Source organism: Helicobacter labetoulli (assembly GCF_003670275.1).
Lineage (GTDB): Bacteria > Campylobacterota > Campylobacteria > Campylobacterales > Helicobacteraceae > Helicobacter_C > Helicobacter_C labetoulli.
In genome coordinates, this window is sequence record NZ_QXJF01000001.1 from 16,445 (window position 1) to 35,476 (window position 19,032).

16 protein-coding genes are annotated in these 19,032 nt (G+C 38.9%); 6 read left to right on the forward strand and 10 right to left on the reverse strand.

The features are described 5' to 3' along the window. Nucleotides 1-16 precede the first annotated feature (16 nt). The 6 genes from EBF12_RS00090 to hisS all read right to left on the reverse strand — a co-directional run bounded on the left by EBF12_RS00090 (nucleotide 17) and on the right by hisS (nucleotide 5,559). Nucleotides 17-325: a hypothetical protein gene (locus EBF12_RS00090; protein WP_121725834.1), complete on the reverse strand. Its 309-nt coding sequence runs from the start codon at nucleotides 323-325 to the stop codon at nucleotides 17-19. Then, nucleotides 325-1,140 (reverse strand): HdrB C-terminal domain-containing protein, encoded by an 816-nt coding sequence (locus EBF12_RS00095; RefSeq protein ID WP_121725835.1) that lies wholly within the window; start codon nucleotides 1,138-1,140, stop codon nucleotides 325-327. Before EBF12_RS00095 ends, EBF12_RS00090 begins: the two co-directional genes overlap by 1 nt. A 3-nt stretch (nucleotides 1,141-1,143) precedes the next feature. Next, nucleotides 1,144-1,806 (reverse strand): DUF5644 domain-containing protein, encoded by a 663-nt coding sequence (locus EBF12_RS00100; protein ID WP_121725836.1) that lies wholly within the window; start codon nucleotides 1,804-1,806, stop codon nucleotides 1,144-1,146. An 83-nt stretch (nucleotides 1,807-1,889) separates the two neighbouring features. Then, nucleotides 1,890-2,381: a hypothetical protein gene (locus EBF12_RS00105; protein ID WP_121725837.1), complete on the reverse strand. Its 492-nt coding sequence runs from the start codon at nucleotides 2,379-2,381 to the stop codon at nucleotides 1,890-1,892. Continuing rightward, the gene (locus EBF12_RS00110) at nucleotides 2,350-4,173 is read right to left on the reverse strand and encodes a M3 family oligoendopeptidase (protein WP_208630925.1); all 1,824 of its coding nucleotides are present in this window, start codon (nucleotides 4,171-4,173) and stop codon (nucleotides 2,350-2,352) included. Before EBF12_RS00110 ends, EBF12_RS00105 begins: the two co-directional genes overlap by 32 nt. A 36-nt stretch (nucleotides 4,174-4,209) precedes the next feature. Next, nucleotides 4,210-5,559, reverse strand: a complete 1,350-nt coding sequence (hisS, locus tag EBF12_RS00115; protein WP_121725839.1) for a histidine--tRNA ligase — start codon at nucleotides 5,557-5,559, stop codon at nucleotides 4,210-4,212. A gap of 218 nt (nucleotides 5,560-5,777) precedes the next feature. On the opposite strand from hisS, the gene waaF reads away from it, so the two are divergent. Genes waaF through EBF12_RS00135 form a run of 4 tightly spaced genes read left to right on the forward strand, consistent with a single transcriptional unit; the run spans nucleotide 5,778 to nucleotide 9,436 of the window. Beyond that, entirely contained in the window at nucleotides 5,778-6,986 is a 1,209-nt protein-coding gene (gene waaF / locus EBF12_RS00120; RefSeq protein WP_121725840.1) for a lipopolysaccharide heptosyltransferase II, read from the forward strand. Continuing rightward, complete coding sequence (locus EBF12_RS00125) at nucleotides 6,976-7,572, forward strand: flavin reductase family protein (protein ID WP_121725841.1); 597 nt, start codon at nucleotides 6,976-6,978, stop codon at nucleotides 7,570-7,572. Before waaF ends, EBF12_RS00125 begins: the two co-directional genes overlap by 11 nt. A 1-nt stretch (nucleotide 7,573) precedes the next feature. Then, nucleotides 7,574-8,737 (forward strand): succinyl-diaminopimelate desuccinylase, encoded by a 1,164-nt coding sequence (dapE, locus tag EBF12_RS00130; RefSeq protein ID WP_121725842.1) that lies wholly within the window; start codon nucleotides 7,574-7,576, stop codon nucleotides 8,735-8,737. A 36-nt stretch (nucleotides 8,738-8,773) separates the two neighbouring features. Continuing rightward, the gene (locus tag EBF12_RS00135; protein WP_121725843.1) at nucleotides 8,774-9,436 is read left to right on the forward strand and encodes a YhcH/YjgK/YiaL family protein; all 663 of its coding nucleotides are present in this window, start codon (nucleotides 8,774-8,776) and stop codon (nucleotides 9,434-9,436) included. A 123-nt stretch (nucleotides 9,437-9,559) separates the two neighbouring features. Here EBF12_RS00135 and ligA read toward each other — a convergent pair whose 3' ends face one another. Beyond that, nucleotides 9,560-11,515, reverse strand: a complete 1,956-nt coding sequence (gene ligA, locus EBF12_RS00140) for an NAD-dependent DNA ligase LigA (protein WP_121725844.1) — start codon at nucleotides 11,513-11,515, stop codon at nucleotides 9,560-9,562. A 122-nt stretch (nucleotides 11,516-11,637) separates the two neighbouring features. Between ligA and EBF12_RS00145 the strand changes: the two genes are divergently transcribed. Then, the gene (locus tag EBF12_RS00145) at nucleotides 11,638-12,606 is read left to right on the forward strand and encodes a chemotaxis protein (RefSeq protein ID WP_121725845.1); all 969 of its coding nucleotides are present in this window, start codon (nucleotides 11,638-11,640) and stop codon (nucleotides 12,604-12,606) included. 37 nt (nucleotides 12,607-12,643) lie between these two features. Next, nucleotides 12,644-14,380 (forward strand): aspartate--tRNA ligase, encoded by a 1,737-nt coding sequence (gene aspS / locus EBF12_RS00150; protein WP_121725846.1) that lies wholly within the window; start codon nucleotides 12,644-12,646, stop codon nucleotides 14,378-14,380. A 555-nt stretch (nucleotides 14,381-14,935) separates the two neighbouring features. Here the strand turns inward: aspS and hemC are convergent. The 3 genes from hemC to hemA are packed head-to-tail and all read right to left on the reverse strand — an operon-like array spanning nucleotide 14,936 to nucleotide 19,027. Beyond that, nucleotides 14,936-15,907, reverse strand: coding sequence for a hydroxymethylbilane synthase (gene hemC / locus EBF12_RS00160; RefSeq protein ID WP_121725847.1), 972 nt, complete (start codon nucleotides 15,905-15,907; stop codon nucleotides 14,936-14,938). A gap of 10 nt (nucleotides 15,908-15,917) precedes the next feature. Beyond that, nucleotides 15,918-17,687 carry a proline--tRNA ligase gene (locus tag EBF12_RS00165; protein WP_121725848.1) on the reverse strand — a complete coding sequence of 590 codons (1,770 nt, stop codon included), beginning with the start codon at nucleotides 17,685-17,687 and terminating at the stop codon, nucleotides 15,918-15,920. Next, nucleotides 17,684-19,027 carry a glutamyl-tRNA reductase gene (gene hemA, locus EBF12_RS00170; protein ID WP_121725849.1) on the reverse strand — a complete coding sequence of 448 codons (1,344 nt, stop codon included), beginning with the start codon at nucleotides 19,025-19,027 and terminating at the stop codon, nucleotides 17,684-17,686. The genes EBF12_RS00165 and hemA overlap by 4 nt, the downstream gene beginning before the upstream one ends. Nucleotides 19,028-19,032 lie beyond the last annotated feature (5 nt).

A 19,032-nucleotide genomic window follows, 5' to 3' on the forward strand; every position in this document is an offset into this window, starting at 1 on the left:
TTTAGCAAAATTTACTTTAGCGTTTGTTAATGCGTTTTTCAAAATCTTTTTTTAGCTTTTCTTCTTGCTCTCGTTCAGCTTTTTTTAACCTTTTAAGCTCTTCAATCCTCTCATTTTCAAGGGCAATTTTTTTCTCCCTACTATCACGGATTCTCTGCATATACTGTTCACGCCTTTTTGGGTCTTGATAGCGAATAGGCTTCATAAACAGCACACCCACGATGATAAAGAAAAATACCAACGCCATTGCAGCATCTTCCCCACCAAAATGATACCAAGTCGCCCCAACAACCGCCGCTAGAAGAAGTTTCCAAAACGCCTGCATTAAAACATCTCTACTTTTTGCTGATGATAGTTAAAACCGAGCTTTTTAGGGTCATTTTCTCCAAAAGCAAGAAGTAAAATTTGGGGCAAAAACACAATGGGCAATGCGATATTATCACGATTATACGCTCTACAAAGTCCAGCTCGTTTAGAATCCAACATCTCAAATTGACTTAATGAATGCGTAAGGATAAAATCTATCCCCAAATCTGCCAAATCAAAAAATAATCTTGCACTATTATATAACGCACTTTGCGAATTGCTCTGTAAGAGATGAGCATAATATTGTAATGCGATTGGATTTTCAAGCATTGTTAAATCAATTTTTTTATAAAGTCCGTGATTTGTGCTTTTGGGTAAATGCCCTTGATAAGCTCCACGCACAATAATGGAGCTAAAGGGTGAAAATCTTTTTTGGATAAGAGATTCAAAATTGATAGTATTTAACAAATCTGGTAGATAACTCATCTGCACCTTACTATCATAAAGCAAGTTAAAGCGATGTAAAAATTGCTGTTCAATATCACGCATAAGTTCAGAATCTGATTCTATAAGTGTTTTAGCATACAACGCATTAGCATACGCATCTTCTTCTAAAAAAACAAGCGTGGCATTCAGCGAGTTTGCCAAGGCAAGATTGTAGGCGACATTACGCAACAACACATCTTTTTGCACAAACCTTGCAAAATATCCACCACAATCAAGCAATGAATCTTTTGGCTTTATTATCTCAAGCTGCAATCTCCAAAAAAGCTCTCCTGTGCTGGTTAGCAACGCTTTGGCGTTTTCATATCTGCCATATATAATATACTTCATAGCCTAAATCTCCTTGAGTGTGTATAAATGACTGAATTGCTTGTGTTTTGTCCTAAGCACAAGCTCTATAAATTCCCATATTTCCTCATCAAGTGCAGTGCCGCGTGGATATACCATATCTGTCAAACTTACAAAGTTTAAAACTCCACTTTGATGCTCAATCACCCACTCTAAAATCTCGCCAAGCTTCTCTGGGTGGCGAGCAAGTAACCATTTAAGATACAAGAAAAATCCATCTCCTAAATACTCATCATTACTCATCGGCGTAATGAGATTAAGCAAAAGATATTTATCTAGCTCTTCTCTCTCCTCAACACTCAAAAAGTCCGCCCACGCAAAAAATGTATCATATTTTTTTCTCAACGCCTTTTTATCAATAAGTAAATCTTTATACGCATAATAAGTGCTTATAGGCTCAATCTGCCATTCATTGCCAAATCGTTGAGTCAAATCAATCATTTCAAGATTCTCAAAAATAGCAATACCATTAATCCGCAATGCCAAATGCTCCACATCACAGGCATATCCACTTATTTCTTGGCTCAAAAATATAAGCAAATCTCGCAAAGTTTGATTGCTTTTTACCTGAAAAGATAGCTTTTTATAATAAGGGAGATAATCCACACCTGCTTCAAATGCAAAAACCTCTAATTGCACCTTATCCATTAAAACTCCTTAGCCTTATAGATTCTATTCTTAAATGCCCCGATTGTAGCACATTTCATTTGCACTATCCCTTAAAAGGTTAATTATTTTTTAAAAAATCTACCATTTTCTGGATTTAACGCAAAGGCGAGATTGGACTGCTCTAGCCCCTCTCTTTGAATAGATTCAATCTCTTGTAGCTCTTCTTCTGAAAAGTTATAAAAGCAAGGGTGGCTTACATTGGTAAAAAGTGGAATCTCACGCAACAAATCGTTATCGTGAAGCAGAATCTGCACAATTCCCTCATACTCAATGCTTACAAAGCTCCCAATATTTTCACTCCCAAACCCCGCCTCAAAACTCATACAGCCCTCGTGCAACTCTATGCTTTCAAAAGTGTATCCCGCCAAAACAAAAAGCGTAATCTCATTAAAAGTGCTTGTGATATGTTCGGGTAGCTGTGGAGAGAAACTTGCTTTTTTCATATCACACAAAATGTTGAAATTAACACTATTTTGAACTAAAAACTGCAAAATATCCCGCGTATGTGTGTTCATTACCGACTTAAACTGCGGCTGAAAGAGTATCTTGCGCATTGACTAGCTCCTTAAACTCCGTAAGCATTTTTTGCACTTCATTCATACCGATGAGCCAAAACTTATCACTTTCTAGATTCAGCCCAAACGCACTGATTAGCTCTTTGGGACTCTTGCTTCCCCCAAGCGATAAAAATTCCGTATATTTTTGGATAAATTTCTCTTTGTTGCGTGGTGTTTTTTGAGATTTGTATAAGCCAAAAAGAGCCAAAACAAGCAATTGTCCATAGCTATACGCATAGCAATAAAAAGGTGAATGCACAAAATGAGGAATATAACACCACCAGCTTTCATAATTCTTGCTTAACTCAAGGCTTTCCCCAAACATTCTCTCATTTTCTTCACGCCAGATTCTATCAAAATCCTCCGCCTTAAGCTCATCACTTAGAGCGTGAATCCTCCGCTCAAAATGTGTCATTGTAACTTGACGAAAGAGTGTTGAGAAAATATCTTCTAGCTTCCCAGCATAAAGCGGAATCAGCTCATCTTTATGGAGAGAATTTTTCAATGTATCAAAAAGTAGCATTTCAGCAAAAACAGAGGCGGTTTCTGCCGTAGTAAGTGGCGTGTCCATATTGAGATAACCTTGAGTTTTTGAAAGCTCTTGGTGAATCATATGCCCAAACTCGTGAGCGATTGTAAAAACATCACGACGAGAATTTGTGTAGTTTAAAAGCACATAGGGGTGAGCGCTTGGCACACTTCCGTGGCTAAAAGCCCCACCGCGTTTATTTGCCATAGGGTGTGAATCTACCCAGCCTTTTTTCAATGCCTTTGAAGCTATGTCTTTAAACTCCTTGCTAAAATCTCCAAACGACTTTAGCACAAGCTTCAAGGCGTCATTATAGCTCACATCACTTTGCTTAGATTCAAGTGGTGCGTAACGATCATAGTCTTTTAAACGCTTAATGCCAAGCAACTTTGCCTTTATCGTGTAATATTCTCCAACAAGCCCATAATGCGAACTCACAATATCAATGAGCTTATCGACACTTTTTTGTGTCGCACCATTACTTAAATGCCGAAAAGATTCAGGGAGTTTGTATCCACGCAACGACTGCATAATATTTAAATCCTTACACACCATATTGAGAATATAGCTTAATAGATGGCGTGATTTTTTAAGCTTTTTGGTAAAGATTTTTTGAGCTTCTTTACGCACACTGCGTTTAGAATGATGTAACAAACTAAGTATCTCTTCTTCACTTAAACTAGCTTTTTGTTTTTTAATCTTTTTTTGCACAGGGCTTTTGGTGTTTGCTTTGTCATTTGGTATAGGATTTTTAAAACTAAGATGAGATAAATGCTCATCAAAAAGCCGAGAAAATGCCCCCACACCAACCGGTGAAGTAGCCAAAAGCACCCTTTCTTCTTTAAGTGAGAGACTAAACTCATCTTGCTCAATAAGCTTTTGTAAAAAATAGGAGTATTGTGGGCTAGATTCAATACATTCTTGCCGCTTATGCTGTGGGAGTTTGCAAAACTCTAGTTCAAAAAATAGCACGAGATTCTGAATCTGTGTAGTTTGCAGCTCATATTTGGCGTATATATCACCTTGTGTGGTATCTTTAGCAAAGCCCAAAAATACAAAGGTCATAACCCGTCCAATACCCTCTAAAATATCCTCATATTCCTTGATAACCGCACAAAACCCCTGTGGCTCTATCTCACTTAGCTTGCCTTCATATTTTTTAGCAAACTGCTTGGCATCACGCTTGAGAGAAAGCATAAATCGCTCAAGCTGCTCTTCACTCCTAAAAAGTGCCTTTAAATCCCATTCTGTAGTTTCTATCATTCCTCGCTCCTTTTTTAAAGTTTGTATATCATCTCAAATCTTTAGCTCCTCTAGCTCATCTTCTTGAATGAGTGTCAAAGCTTTAAGGAAGCTTAGCTTATCCATTTGCATACCTGAAGTCATATTTTTCAAAGTAAGCGTTTTTGAGTTAAACTCACTCTCACCAATTACGATAACAAACTCGTGTCCTTTGGCATTAGCATAGCCAAACTGCTTTTTAAGCTTACTCACCTCTGGATAAACTTCAATGGGGACTTTTGAGCGGCGGAAAGATTCTGCTAGAAAATGCGCGTAACCAAAATACGCACGATCCATACAAACAATAAGCGCACGAGCGGAAGTTGCCTTTTTATCAAGTAAATTTAGCTCTTCAAGTGCTGCTAAAAGCCTATCAATACCAATGCTCGCACCCACACCACTCATTTTATCCTTAGAAAAGGTGCGTGTGAGATTATCATACCGCCCACCTGAACACACGCTCCCTATACTTTTTAGGGCATTCAGCGTTGTTTCATACACAATCCCGGTGTAATACCCAAGCCCTCTAGCGATTGAAAAATTCACACGATAAGTATCCCTATCCATTTGTAAAGGCTCTAGCACCGTATACAAGGCTTTTAAATCCTTTATGCCTTCCCTTGTATTTTCATTCCACTCTTCCATAAATGATATTTGTTTGAAAAAGCTCTCACTATCGCCCTGCTGCTTGATTGAAGTATATTCTAGCAGATTATCAGCTTGAGTGCTAGAAAGACTAAGCTCTTTTTGTAGTTCCGCACTTACAGCCTCTTTTCCAATCTTATCTAACTTATCAATAATCCGCAAAGTCGCATTGACATTCCGCTCCCCTACAATGCCGCAATACTCGCAGATTCCATTTAAGATTTTACGATGATTAAGCCAAATAGTAAATTCATCTATGCCAAGCCCCACAAGCGAAGCGTATATCACTTGCAGAATCTCCGCATCACAAGAGATACTATCACTCCCAATAAAGTCAAAATCACATTGTGTAAATTCCCTATATCGCCCCCTTTGCGCTCTCTCTCCACGAAACACATTCCCAATAGCAAAGCGTTTAAAAGGCAAATCCACTTCGTTTTTATATTGCGAGACAAAGCGTGCTAAAGGCACAGTCAAATCAAAACGCAACGCTACATCTCTATCCCCGTGATCCTTAAAGCGATACAATTCTTTTTGAATCTCTTCACTCCCCTGCTTTACAAGCACTTCAGCATATTCCAAATGCGGCGTCTCAATGGGGACAAATCCAAAGTTCATAAACACACTGCTAACCTTACTTAACAAATGAGCTTTAGCAAGAGCCTCTTTGGGTAATCTATCCTTAAAGCCACTAAGTGTGCGGGGTGTGATAAGTGCCATTATAAAACCTCCTAGAATAAAAAAGCAAAATTTTAACCTATTAAAATTCCAAAACTCTACATTTTTTGGTGCGATGTTTAGATTTTTTAAGATAAATGCAAGATTTTATCTTAAAAATGTTGTATTTCGGCTATATTTTTAACTATTTTTATTCTCACATACTTTAATTTTTGAATTTTTTGGCTTTTTCTTTGCTACAATTTTGACTTTATTGCATTATGCTAATTTGTGGAGTTAGAATCTTGTTTCAGTCTCATCATACAATTCATACCAAAGATGTTAAAAGCATTTTGTTGCGGCTGCCAAATTGGCTAGGCGATAGCGTTATGGTATCTTCTGCGTTTGAATGGCTTAAGCTTAGCTTCCCCTGTGCTGATTTTAGCCTTGTAGGCACAAAGGCGAGTTGTGGAATCTATGAGCGAGATTCACGCATTAAACATATTTTTATTGATGAAAGCAAAAAGGCTAAATCTAGAATCCTAGCCACAAAAGACTTAGCCAACGCCATAGGCAAACACGACTTAGCCATTACTTTTAGCAACACCTTTTTTTCTGCCCTGCTTTTGTATCTCATAAAAAGCCCTGTGCGTATAGGTTACGCAAAAAACGCTCGTGGATTCTTGCTTACCCACGCATTAAAATTACAAAAGCAAAATTTACAAGGCAAAAAATATCATCAAGTGCTTTTATATCTCTCTCTCATCGCCCCACTTTTACAAGTAAGAGAGCAAGTAGCCCATAAGCTCACACAAGCAAATAACTCAAATAACACCCCAAAAGAGACAATCTCACACAAGATTCTAATGCCAAATGAAATTTTAAATACCCTCTCAACAAAGCCTTTGCAACTTATTGCGGATTCTATACAGATTTGCTCAAATAAGCCTAACATCGGCATAAATCCCGGTGCTGCCTTTGGAAGTGCCAAGCGATGGGAGCAGTCGTATTTTATAGAAGTTATACAATACTTTTTAGATAGAGAATATGAAGTCTATCTCTTTGGCTCAAGCGCTGAATCTAGTGCAAATACAGATATTGCTTCTGCCTTAAAGAATCATAAAAACTTACAATATTTTCATAATCTCACAGATAAAACAGGCTTAAGCGAATTAATTGACTATATCAACGCTATGAATGTTTTTATCACTAATGATAGCGGACCTATGCATATCGCCACAGCGTTGAAGGTCCCAATAGTAGCCATTTTTGGACCCACAGATATAAATGAAACAGCTCCGTATATCCCAACCCACACAGAGCAGTCCATTACCTTACTTCATATTGACTTGCCCTGCTCTCCTTGCAAAAAGCGTGAATGCCCTTTAAAACATCATAATTGTATGAAGCTCATCTCGCCACAAGAAGTTATCACTTCTACACTAAGAGTGCTAGAAAATCAACCAAAAAGGCTAAATAATGATAATTGACGCACATAGCTCCACACCATTGCAACGCTACAAGATTCTAAGCAACACCATAACCCCCCGCCCAATCGCGTGGGTTAGCACGATTTTTCCAAGTGGCAATATAAACCTTGCACCATTTAGTTTTTTTGCCCCAATTAGCGTGAATCCACCCATTTTTTCACTTTGTATAATGCAAAAAAGTGATGGTAGTCAAAAAGATACTTTTAGAAATATCATACAATCAAAAAAGGCTACTATCAGTATGTGTGAGCTTTCACATCTTCAAGCCTTGCAAGATTCTAGTGATGAGCTAGACTACAATGTCAGTGAGGCAAATGAGTTTGACATTCCACTTGAGATTATAGAATCTAACTATCCACCCGTGCCACAAGGGATAAAAGTCGCTTTTATGTGTGAGCTATATGATGTGCTAGAGCTTGGCGATAGTAAAAGTGTGCTACTTGAAGCAAAAAGCTTTTATATCGCTGATGAGCTTTACACAAAAGATTTAAACTTTTTGCCACAATTTATTGGACGCGTAGGGCGTATATACAAAAGCCCGGGCAGTCAAATATTCTTACAAAATAACCACGAGAAAAAGGACTGATATGCCCGTGTCTTTACTTAAAGAGTTGATTAGATTACCGAGTGTTACGCCCAAAGAATGTGGGATTTACACAATAATCAAAGCAAGGCTTGAGCAGATTCAATCGCCACTTTTAGAAAAAATTGTCATTGAGCAGGAAAATGAGGGGGTAAAAAACCTCTTCTACCTCTTTTATCCAAAAGGTAGCGATGTAAGCACATTGCCCCATTTTTGCTTCGCAGGACACATTGATGTCGTCCCCACAGGTGAAAATTGGCAGTATGAACCATTCTCTGCTAAAGAAGTAGATGGATATATCTATGGCAGGGGAACACAGGATATGAAAGGCGGTGTAAGTGCCTTTGTGAGTGCGATTTGCCAAAGTTTAGAATCTCAAAGCCTTGTAGATTGTATGCTCTCTATCCTGCTTACAAGCGATGAAGAAGGGGAAAGAACTTATGGCACAAAAATTATGCTAGAAGAGCTACAAAAACGCGATTTGCTTCCGCATTGCTGCATTGTCGCCGAGCCTACAAGCACACATCACACAGGCGATATGCTAAAAATCGGTCGCCGCGGCTCCATTAATGGCACACTCATCATTGAAGGCAAACAAGGGCACGCCGCCTATCCGCAAAAATGTCTTAATCCCATAGAATTGCTTGGGAGCAGACTTGGGCTTTTGGCTGGAGTGAATCTTGATAATGGCAATAGCTATTTTGAGCCGAGCAAACTTGTGATAACCGATATTCGCGGTGGTATGGAGGTCGTGAATGTAACGCCACAGAATCTTAAAATAATGTTTAATGTAAGGAACTCTCCCTTAAGCGATGAAGATTCTATCCGCACATATATAGAATCTACTCTTGCCACATTGCCCTATACGCTGACACTCAAAACAAGCTCCCTGCCCTTTATCACTGAAAGCAACACAGAACTTGTAAAATCACTCAATGCCGTGATTGAAGCAAAGATAGGCAGAAAGGCGGAGCTTAGCACAAGTGGTGGAACAAGCGATGCGAGGTTTTTCTCTGCTTTTGGTGTCAAAGTGGTAGAACTTGGCGTCCCAAATGATAGAATCCACGCCATCAATGAGCGAGTAAAAATAGATGATATTCTCATACTGCACGATATTTTCATTGATTTTCTAGCAATTTTTAAAAATAGTGCTAAAAAATTTGTTTGAGTTTAGAATCTACACAATCTATAAAAGGAGTTATAAATGGCAATTATCGCACAAGCTAGGACATTAGAGTGGTTTTTTAAAGCTTACCCACAGCTCAATGTCGTAAAAGAATATATCTCTCAAGCTCTCAATCCGCAAAGTGAGATTCATAAAAGAATTTCAACACTTCAAATTCCACAATCTCAAGATAGAATTGAAGTGAGCTATCCCCTTGAATACGGCATTAGAGCCATTGAGCAAAGCTATTATCTTAAGCCTATGAAAAACGCATTTTTTGAAACACACAAAGCCTATTTAGACTTTCAACTTGTAGTAAGCGGTTATGAATATATGTGTATTGGCGATAAAGACACTTTTGATGTGAAGATTCCTTATGATGAAGCTAGGGATTTAATCGTGTATGAAAACACCCTACCACAGAATCTTTGCTTAAGTAATACAAATACCAAAGGAACGCAAACACAGCAAGATTCTAGCAATAATCAAAATAGAATGCTAGAATCTTGCTATACACTCCCAAACAACGAAACTTTAAATGCCCCTTACCGCACACAGATTCTTTTAAGTAGTGGGGATTTGGCTATATTTTTTCCAGAAGACACACACGCTGGGGGCTTAGAGCCAACACCTGATATACTCCCACATTCTAAAATTATCAAAAAAAGTGTGCTAAAAGTCCCGGTAAGCCTGATTCTCTAAGGCAAGTGGTAAATTTAAAAACTTGTAAATTAGAATCTCTAGCAAAACTCAATCAATCACTTGCGAGTCTGCTTTAAGTCCAAAATCTCTAAAAATAAATATGCTTTCGCCTAGAATCTCAGCTTAACTTTCCTGCATACACGCCATAAACTCTTCCTCACTCAAAGTCCTAATTCCTAGAATCTGTGCTTTCTCTAGCTTACTCCCTGCCTTTTCTCCATAAATCACAAAATCCGTCTTCTTACTGACACTTGAGCTTATCTTTGCTCCCTTAGATTCTAGCATTTCAACAACCTCATCTCGTGGCTTATTCAATGTGCCTGTTAGCACGATACTTTTGCCATAAAAGATATGATTCTCATCAAATTTTATCTGCTCACTCTTTGGCTTAAGAATCTCAAGCAATTTAGCGATTAGCTCTTTATTTGCGTGGTTAAACTCCACAAGTGAATACGCCATCTCTTCCCCAAAGCCATCAAGACCTAGAATCTGCTGAAAATCCGCACTAAAAGTATCTCTGCCAAAGCTTTGAGCTAATCTCTTACTCGCCCCCTCACCTATATGCTCAATTCCAAGTGCGTTGATAAAACGCCATAGCTCCACACCTATAGTATTTTGTATCGCTAAAATAAGATTTTTTGCCCTTTTTTCTTTCCAACCCTCAAGGGCTAAAAGCTGAGATTCTTCTAAAGCATAAATATCTAAAATACTTTGGATTAAGCCATTTTCAAAAAGCTGAATTACAATCTTTTCGCCTAGTCCTTCAATATTGAGTGCTTTTTTTGAAGCAAAATGGATAATAGATTCTATCACTCGTGCTTCACAGCTCAAATTTTGACATTTGATAAAAATCTCTTCAATCAATAGCTCCTGCTTACACACTGGGCAATGCGTGGGCTTTGTGATAGGGATTTGTGTGCCATCACGCAACGCACTTAAAGGCTTTATAATCTTAGGTATCACATCACCACTGCGGATAATAATCACTTCATCATTTATGCGTATGTCCTTGCGTTCAATCTCGCTAAAATTATGCAGTGTCGCACGAGCAATCATCGCCCCTTCAATCTCCACAGGCTCTAGTTCCGCCACAGGCGTGATAATGCCCGTGCGTCCCACTTGCAAGGTAATATCTAGAATCTTAGAGCTTTTCTCCACAGCTGGAAACTTAAACGCACACGCAAAACGCGGAGATTTAATCGTCCAGCCGAGTTTTTGCTGAGATTCTATCTCATCAAGCATTATCACCATACCATCAAGCATTATGGGATAAGCATCGCGTTTTGATAAAAGGTTTTTATAAACCTGTGAAATGTCCTTGCTATCCCTACAATGTGTAAGGAAAGGCACAGGAGCAAAGCCGAACTCTGTAATTTTTTGCAACGCTTCATAAAAGCTACCAAACTCACCAAGTCCCGCTCCAATCCCCCAAGGCATAAAGCGGAGTTTGCGTTTGGCTGTGATTTTAGAATCTAGCTGCCTTAGGCTGCCAGCGGCAGCATTGCGTGGATTAGCAAAAAGACTAAGATTCTGTTCCAATCGCTCATTATTGATACGCTCAAAATCATCTTTAGCTATCACCACTTCACCGCGTATCTCAATCTCCCCTTTATAATCAATACTTAAAGGAATGCTTTGAATCGTCCTTGCATTGCTCGTTACAAGCTCACCCATAATGCCATCGCCCCTTGTAGTTGCACTCACTAAGATTCCATCACGATACAACAAGTTGAGACTTGCCCCATCAAATTTTGGCGAACAAGTAAAACTCGCTTGTGGGTGGCTTTTATATATCCTCTCACACCACTCTTGCATTTGCGTTTCATCAAAGACATCTTCTAAACTCCACATACGCTCTATATGGGAATTTTTACTAAAAGATTCTAAGGGCGTGTCGCCTACGCGTTGAGTTGGGGACTTTGGGCTAATAAGTGTTGGGTTTTGCTTTTCAAAGTTTAAGACTTGATGATATAGCTCATCATATTGGCTATCAGTGGCGATTGGGTCATCAAGCACATAATAATGATATGCCATTTTTGTGAGTGTTTGAATATGTGTATTGTATTCTTGATGTGTCATAGGCGTCCCTTTAGATTCTAAGTTTAATGGGTTTTAATGCTATTTTATGTATTTTGAGGTAGAATTATAACACTTTCACTCAAATACTAAGTTTTGAAAATACTAAATTTTGGAGGCAGGGTTTGACACAGGGACAAAATGCGATTGACAAAACCACTTCGTTACACCTTAATAATGAAGTGCAGTTTTTATGCTTCACACTTGAAGAGGAAAAAGATGGCACAAATCAGCTTTATGCGATGAATGTATTTAAAATCCGCGAGATTATTTATTATGACAACGAGCTTACAGAAACTGCTGGGGATAATAGTGGCATTATCCTAGGCTATCTTACCGTGCGTGATGAGACGATACCGCTTGTAGATATGCGACGATGGCTCTATTATAGCAAGGATAATCCCTATAGAGATTTGCGAGAATATTCGCTTAATACAGAAAAAAGCCTTGTGATTATTTGTAGCTTTTCAAATAATACCGTTGGGCTTAAGATTATGGGTGTGAAACGCATTATCCATAAAAGTTGGAATGATATTAATGTCGGCTCGGAGTTTGGCATTGATGGAGATTCAAAGATTACTGCGACAACAAAATATGATGATGGCTCTGTGATACAGATTCTTGATGTGGAGAGAATGCTTATAGAAGCCTTCCCTGCGGGTAATGCCGCAAATGAGCTTGAGATTAATGATTTGCAAAGTATTTCAAGTGATAAAATCATACTTTTGGCTGAAGATTCTAAATCAGCTGCAAAATCCTTGCAGAAAATCATAGAAAAGCTTGAGTTAAAATATTTTAGCTTTCCTAATGGCAAGGCTTTGCTTGATTATATTCATAACCCCGGAGTGGTGGCAAATATCGGTGCTATCATTACGGATTTAGAGATGCCTGTTGTCTCTGGCTTTGAAGTGCTAAAGCGTATCAAAGAAACCCCTGCGACTTGCCATATCCCCGTGATTATCAACTCATCAATGAGTAGTGATAGCAATCATCAAATGGCGGAACGACTAAAGGCTGATGGATTTATTAGCAAATCTAACCCTACTGAGATTGAACAAGCATTGCGTCAGATTCTCGTAGGGCTTGATTTTTAGATTCTATTTTATAACTTCATAATTTTAAAGGTAAAAAATGTTAAGAACTCATTTGTGCACAGAATTAGGCAAAGAAGATATTGGTAAAGAAGTTCAAGTATGCGGTTGGTGTAATACTTACCGCGACCACGGCGGCGTAATTTTTATTGACTTGCGTGATAAAAGCGGGATTATCCAGCTTGTGTGCGACCCGAATAGTCAGGCTCATAGCATTGCTTCAAGTGTGCGTGATGAATATGTGCTTTTAGCAAAAGGTAAAATCCGTGCTCGTGGTGATGGATTAGAAAACCCAAAATTAAAAACGGGTATGATTGAAATTGTGCTTGAAAGCCTAGTGATTGAAAATAAATCTCCAACCCCTCCAATTGCCATCGGCGATGAAAGTGTGAATGAAGAACTAAGGCTCAAATATCGTTATTTAGACTTGCGTTCACCCAAAGCGTATAATATTTTTAAAATCCGCTCCGATGCGGCAATTGCAGCAAGAAATAGTTTGCAAAAAATGGGCTTTCTTGAAGTGGAAACACCCATTCTCACAAAAGCCACACCTGAAGGGGCAAGGGATTATCTCGTGCCTTCTCGCGTTCATTCTGGTGAGTTTTACGCCCTGCCTCAAAGCCCACAGCTTTTTAAGCAACTCCTTATGATGAGCGGCTTTGATAAATATTTTCAAATAGCTAAGTGCTTTAGAGACGAGGATTTGCGGGCAGATAGACAGCCTGAATTTACTCAAATTGACATTGAAATGAGCTTTTGTGAGCAAAATGACATTATTGCTATGGCTGAAACATTACTGCAAGATATTTTTGCAGCCTGTGGAGAGCAAATCGCCATACCTTTTATGCGTATGCCCTATACTCAAGCAATGGAATCTTATGGCAGCGATAAGCCGGATTTACGCTTTGAAATGCCGCTTGTGGAAGTTGGTGATTTGTTCTTAGATTCAAGTAATGAGATATTTAAAAATATCGCTAAAGATTCTAAAAACAATCGCTTCAAAGCCCTTTGTGTTAAGGGTGGGGATACTTTTTTCACACGCAAAAGTCTGGGTGAAGCTGAAGAATTTGTGCGTAAATTTGGAGCTAAAGGACTTGCTTACATTCAAGTTAAAGAAAATGAGCTAAAAGGTCCGCTTGTCAAGTTTATATCAGAATCTGCAATGAATGAGCTTATCTCACGCGTAGGAGCAAAGCCAAATGATATTATATTTTTTGGTGCTGGAGCAAAAAAAGTCGTGTGGGATTATATGGGGCGTTTGAGACTTAAAATTGCCGCGGATATGAATCTTATTGATGAGAATATGCGTAAATTTTTGTGGGTGGTGGATTTCCCAATGTTTGAAAAAGAAGATGGCAAGGTAAAAGCCCTGCACCACCCTTTCACAATGCCAAAAGATTTAGACAAAGATGATGTTGAAGAGATAGAATCTATCGCCTATGATGTGGTGCTAAATGGTATTGAACTCGGCGGTGGAAGCATTAGAATCCATAAAGATAGTATTCAAAAAAGCGTCTTTGAGCTGCTAGGCATTACACAAGAAGAAGCACAAGATAAGTTTGGATTCTTGCTTGAAGCCCTAAGTTTTGGAGCACCACCTCACGGGGGGATTGCCATAGGTTTTGATAGGCTTATTATGCTTTTAGCCAAAACACAAAGTATCCGCGATGTGATAGCATTCCCAAAAACGCAAAAGGCTACCTGTCCGCTCACTCTTGCCCCAAGTGCGGTAAGTGATGAGCAGCTAAGAGAACTTCATATCCGCCTTAAAGGCTAAACTTAGAATCTAACACAGAAAATATAAGGGAATGGAGTGGATTCTCATAACAGCATAAAAAACAAAAGAAGAATCTTTTTCCTGCCTTTTCTCTTTGTGCTTTATGCGACACTCTGCATTCTTGGCATTTTAGCTTACCGATATTTCATTACACAAATGCCACTTTTTGACCACACTTTTTTAGAGCTTGTATCAAGGAGATTATCCTTGTTTTTATCTTTTTGTTGTGAATCTCCCCGCATTTTTTCCTATACTTTTTCCCACTTTGCAACATAACCTTATTGTTTTTGGTCTATGCCTTGCTCTTGTTGCTGTATTTTCTTTCACAGGGCTATCTGCCAATACACCTAAACTCAATGTGTCTATCGTGCTATTTTCAAGTCTTAAAATCATCTTTGGCTTTTGCCTTGGCATTGTATTTTTTATATTTTGCATAGCATTTCAAAGCTCTATTTTTGAAAGATATGACTTCACAGGTAGAAACTATGGGATACCATTTCATAAAAGAGTTCTCTTTCAAGACTTAGGATTCTAGATTCTCACAATCTATAAAAATCACGCAAATGCCATATTTTTAGCACGAGTTAGAATCTCCTTAGCCCCTTTAGCAATAAAGCTTTGTGCGAGATTTTTGCCAAGAGATTCTGCCCTGACAATTTCATCTTCCAACATAGAATCTTCCAAACTCTCCTGCAAAATTTCTTGCCCATTTGGTAGCCCAACCATAGCCCTAAGCCTTAAAATCTCACCATCATACACCCCTTGCACGCCTATTGGCACTTGACAGCCACCCTCAAGCACACGCACAAAAGACCGCTCCGCACTCACGCACAATGCACTTTTTTTATGCGTGAGCTTTGAGACAATCTCAAAATATGCATTATCCTTTCTCATCTCAATACCCAAAGCCCCCTGCCCCATAGCAGGTATCATAAAATCTAAAGGCACAATATGGCAAATCCCCATATCATTTTTTTTCACATCAATGCCTAGTCGCTTCACACCCGCTTGTGCCAAAATAATCGCGTCAAACACACCATTTTTGAGCTTTTCTAAACGCGTTTGTATATTCCCACGCAAACTTAGCGTATCTAAATCCGCACGAAAGGCTTTAATCTGCATAGAGCGGCGAAGTGAAGTCGTCCCCACTCTCGCACCTTGTGGCAAAGATTCTAAACTCTCATATTTCATACTCAAAAAACAATCCCTGCAGTCCTCACGCTCTGTAATTGCCGCCAAATCAAGCAAAGGCATAATCTCCACAGGCACATCTTTTAAACTATGCACGGCTAAATCAATCTCTTTATCCAAAAGCTTTTGTTCTAGCTCCTTTGTGAAAAGCCCCTTGCCACCGATTTTTGCCAATGGCACATCAAGAATCTTATCACCTTGCGTTTTGATAATCTTAAATTCTGAATCTAGCCCACACTCATTTTTCAAGCGAGATTTGACATATTCTGCTTGCCATAGAGCCAATGCACTCCCGCGTGTGCCAATGATAAGTTTTTTCTCCGCAACATTTTGCATTTTTACCCCTTTAGCTATTCCGCCCTAGAATCCCAAGCAGATTTTCAAGTGTATTTTCATCACATTGAAGCTCAAACTTCTCTAATCCCTTACGCTTGATAAGCTCTACTCGCCCATCATTTAGCCCTTTTCCCACAATCAATGCAAATGAAAACCCAAGTAGCTCAAAATCCTTCATCTTCACTCCAAACCGCTCATCTCTATCATCAAGTAGCACATCTATACCCCTAGCCTTGCACTCTTCATAGATTTTTGTAGCAAACTCATTTTGCGTATTGTCTTTAACATTTGAAATGATAATGGCTAAATCAAAGAGCTTGACCTCTTTTCCCCACACACAGCCAAGCTCATCGCTTTTTTGCTCTAAAATTGCCGGTAAGATTCTAGATACACCAAAGCCATAACACCCCATAATCAAATCCTGAATCTTGCCATCTTTATCTAAAAATTGTGCATTCATTGCGTGAGAATACTTTGTGCCAAGTTTAAAAATATGCCCCACTTCAATGCCTTTTGTGTAATACAGCTCACCTTGACATTTTGGACATAAATCTCCCTCTTGTGCTTTAGCAATATCCACAAAGTTAAGATTCTCAAATGTGTCTAAATCCACACCGACAAAATGATAATCTTTTTCATTGGCTCCACAAATCAGCCCTTGAGCCTCTCTCAAACTCTCATCAAAATAAATGTATTGACTTTGTGTTATATGCCCCAAGCCATAAGGTCCTATGAATCCAGCCTCTAAGCCCACTTGTGTCATCTCCTCTAACTCCGCATCTTCTAGGCTTAAAAAAGAGCTATCCACGCGATTAATGGTATTAAGCAGTTTTGTCTCTTCAATCTCATCATCACCTCGCACAAAGCCATACACAAGCTCAAAGCTCCCATTAGCCCTTATTGCCTTTTTCACAACCGCCTTTAAGAGATAGAATCTATCCACTTTGAAAAACTCGCTTAGAGATTCTATGCTTTTAATATTTGGTGTATAGAATCTTGCAAACTCCGCCTTTGGTGGATTCTTATCATATCGTAGCTCATTTGGACGCGGGGAAACTCGCAACGCCCTTGAGCCTATCTCAACATTTGCACCATACTCGCAGTTTTTACACACAACAATCGTATCTTCCCCGCAAGGAGCCAATACCATAAATTCCTTGCTTCCACTTCCGCCAATCGCTCCAGAATCCGCCTCCACGATTTTAAAATCCACACCTATGCGTTCTAAGATTTTTTTATAAGTTTGTTCCATTACATCAAACTCTCTATCTAAGTCCTCAAAGCTACTATGAAAACTATATCCGTCCTTCATAATAAATTCACGCCCACGCATAAGCCCAAAACGAGGACGCACTTCATCGCGGAATTTTGTGTGAATCTGATAGAGATGAATGGGGAGTTGCTTATAGCTTTTCACACCATTTTTAGCGATAAAAGTTACCACTTCTTCGTGTGTAGGTCCTAGCACAAACTCATTATCCTTCCTATCCACAAAACGCAAAAGCTCTCGCCCATATTTCTCATATCGCCCAGATTCACGCCACAAATCCGCAGGAGTAACAAAACCCATTAGAATCTCTTGTGCACCGGTTTTATCCATCTCTTCTTTGATGATATAACGCACTTTATCAAGGAGCTTCTTTCCAAGCGGCAAAAAGTTATAAATCCCACTGCCAACTTGCTGGATAAATCCACCCCGCATAAGATATTGATGACTTTTTAGCACCGCGTCTTTTGGGGCATCTTTTAGGGTATTAACAAAAAGCTGTGAAAATCTCATATATCTTCCTTTACAATGGTGGTGTCTTTTTCGCATTTATAGTTATTTAGCATAACAATTTCATCGCCAATATCAAACATACTCTTCATTGCTTCAATGATAGGATCTCCTTGATGGCTCTCACTTGCTTGTCGTAGCCTCATTGTGGGATTATGTAAAAAGCTATTAAATGCCCCGTGGAGAATCTTCTCTACATTTTGACGATACTTTTCTGGTAAAAACCCTTTCTTAATCGCCCTATCAAGCTCTTTGAGTGAAGCTTCTTTAGCCAAATAACGGATATGCTTTATCACCGGCTCAACACTCAAAGTCTGCAACCAAGTAAAAAAATCTCTCGTATAAGATTCTAGAATCTTATGTGCCTCTTTGGCACTCTCATCACGCACATTTTTATGCTCATTGATAATCTCCTGCAAATCATCAACACAAAAAATTTCTAAATCCGCAACGCTCATAGATTCTATATCGCGAGGCAAGGCTAGGTCAAACCACATACGCTTGACTTGACTAGGCTTCACCATATTTGCCTTAATAATACACTCTTCTGCACTTGTCGCACTAAAAAGCAAAGTAAAATCATTTAAAATTTGAGGGAGTTTTTCAAAAGATTCTATATTTACATTTTGAGAATCCAGCTCTTTAGCAAGGCTATGGGCGTTATGCTTTGTGCGGGAAAGAAGGGTAATTTTTGCTCCAGCATTAAGCAAATGCTTGCACGCAAGGCGTCCCATTTCTCCACTACCTATAACCAATGCGTGAATGGAGCTAAGATTCTGTCCAATTTGCTTAAGCTTATGCTCTGCCATACGCACCGCTGTGGAGGCTACCGAGATGCTATGGGCTGAAATATCAGTTTTTTGTCGCACACTTGCTGCACACTTAAAAGCAAAATGCATTAAACGCGTCATATCCCTACCACACAGCCCACTATCAAAAGCAATTTTATAGGCATTTTTAAGCTGTCCTGTGATTTGTGTCTCACCTACCACAAGGCTATCAAGACTTGAAGCCACACCAAAAATATGATAAATCGCATACTCATTTAAACGCACAATGGCATTTTGCTCTATGAGTGTAGAATCTAAGCCTGTGTATTTTGCTAAAGTGTCGTATATGTGCGTTCTTGCTATTTTTCTATTATACATACTTACATAAATTTCAATACGATTACAAGTGCAAAGCAAAATACTCTCGCTTATGCTTTCATTTTCATTAATCTCTTGCAAAAAAGGAAGTATTTGGGTTTGAGTGATATTTAGCTTTTCACGCATAGCAATATCTGTATTCTTATGTGAAAAGCTTACCACCATATATTGAGTTTGTTCTTCTTGTCTTTGCATATCCA

Coding starts and splice junctions, on each gene's coding strand:
- EBF12_RS00100 (WP_121725836.1), bottom strand. CDS start 1,806: ATGGATAAGGTGCAATTAGAGGTTTTTGCATTTGAAGCAGGTGTGGAT.
- hemA (WP_121725849.1), bottom strand. CDS start 19,027: ATGCAAAGACAAGAAGAACAAACTCAATATATGGTGGTAAGCTTTTCA.
- hisS (WP_121725839.1), bottom strand. CDS start 5,559: ATGGCACTTATCACACCCCGCACACTTAGTGGCTTTAAGGATAGATTA.
- EBF12_RS00165 (WP_121725848.1), bottom strand. CDS start 17,687: ATGAGATTTTCACAGCTTTTTGTTAATACCCTAAAAGATGCCCCAAAA.
- dapE (WP_121725842.1), top strand. CDS start 7,574: ATGCCCGTGTCTTTACTTAAAGAGTTGATTAGATTACCGAGTGTTACG.
- ligA (WP_121725844.1), bottom strand. CDS start 11,515: ATGACACATCAAGAATACAATACACATATTCAAACACTCACAAAAATG.
- waaF (WP_121725840.1), top strand. CDS start 5,778: ATGCTAATTTGTGGAGTTAGAATCTTGTTTCAGTCTCATCATACAATT.
- EBF12_RS00095 (WP_121725835.1), bottom strand. CDS start 1,140: ATGAAGTATATTATATATGGCAGATATGAAAACGCCAAAGCGTTGCTA.
- EBF12_RS00125 (WP_121725841.1), top strand. CDS start 6,976: ATGATAATTGACGCACATAGCTCCACACCATTGCAACGCTACAAGATT.
- EBF12_RS00090 (WP_121725834.1), bottom strand. CDS start 325: ATGCAGGCGTTTTGGAAACTTCTTCTAGCGGCGGTTGTTGGGGCGACT.
- aspS (WP_121725846.1), top strand. CDS start 12,644: ATGTTAAGAACTCATTTGTGCACAGAATTAGGCAAAGAAGATATTGGT.
- EBF12_RS00105 (WP_121725837.1), bottom strand. CDS start 2,381: ATGCGCAAGATACTCTTTCAGCCGCAGTTTAAGTCGGTAATGAACACA.
- hemC (WP_121725847.1), bottom strand. CDS start 15,907: ATGCAAAATGTTGCGGAGAAAAAACTTATCATTGGCACACGCGGGAGT.
- EBF12_RS00135 (WP_121725843.1), top strand. CDS start 8,774: ATGGCAATTATCGCACAAGCTAGGACATTAGAGTGGTTTTTTAAAGCT.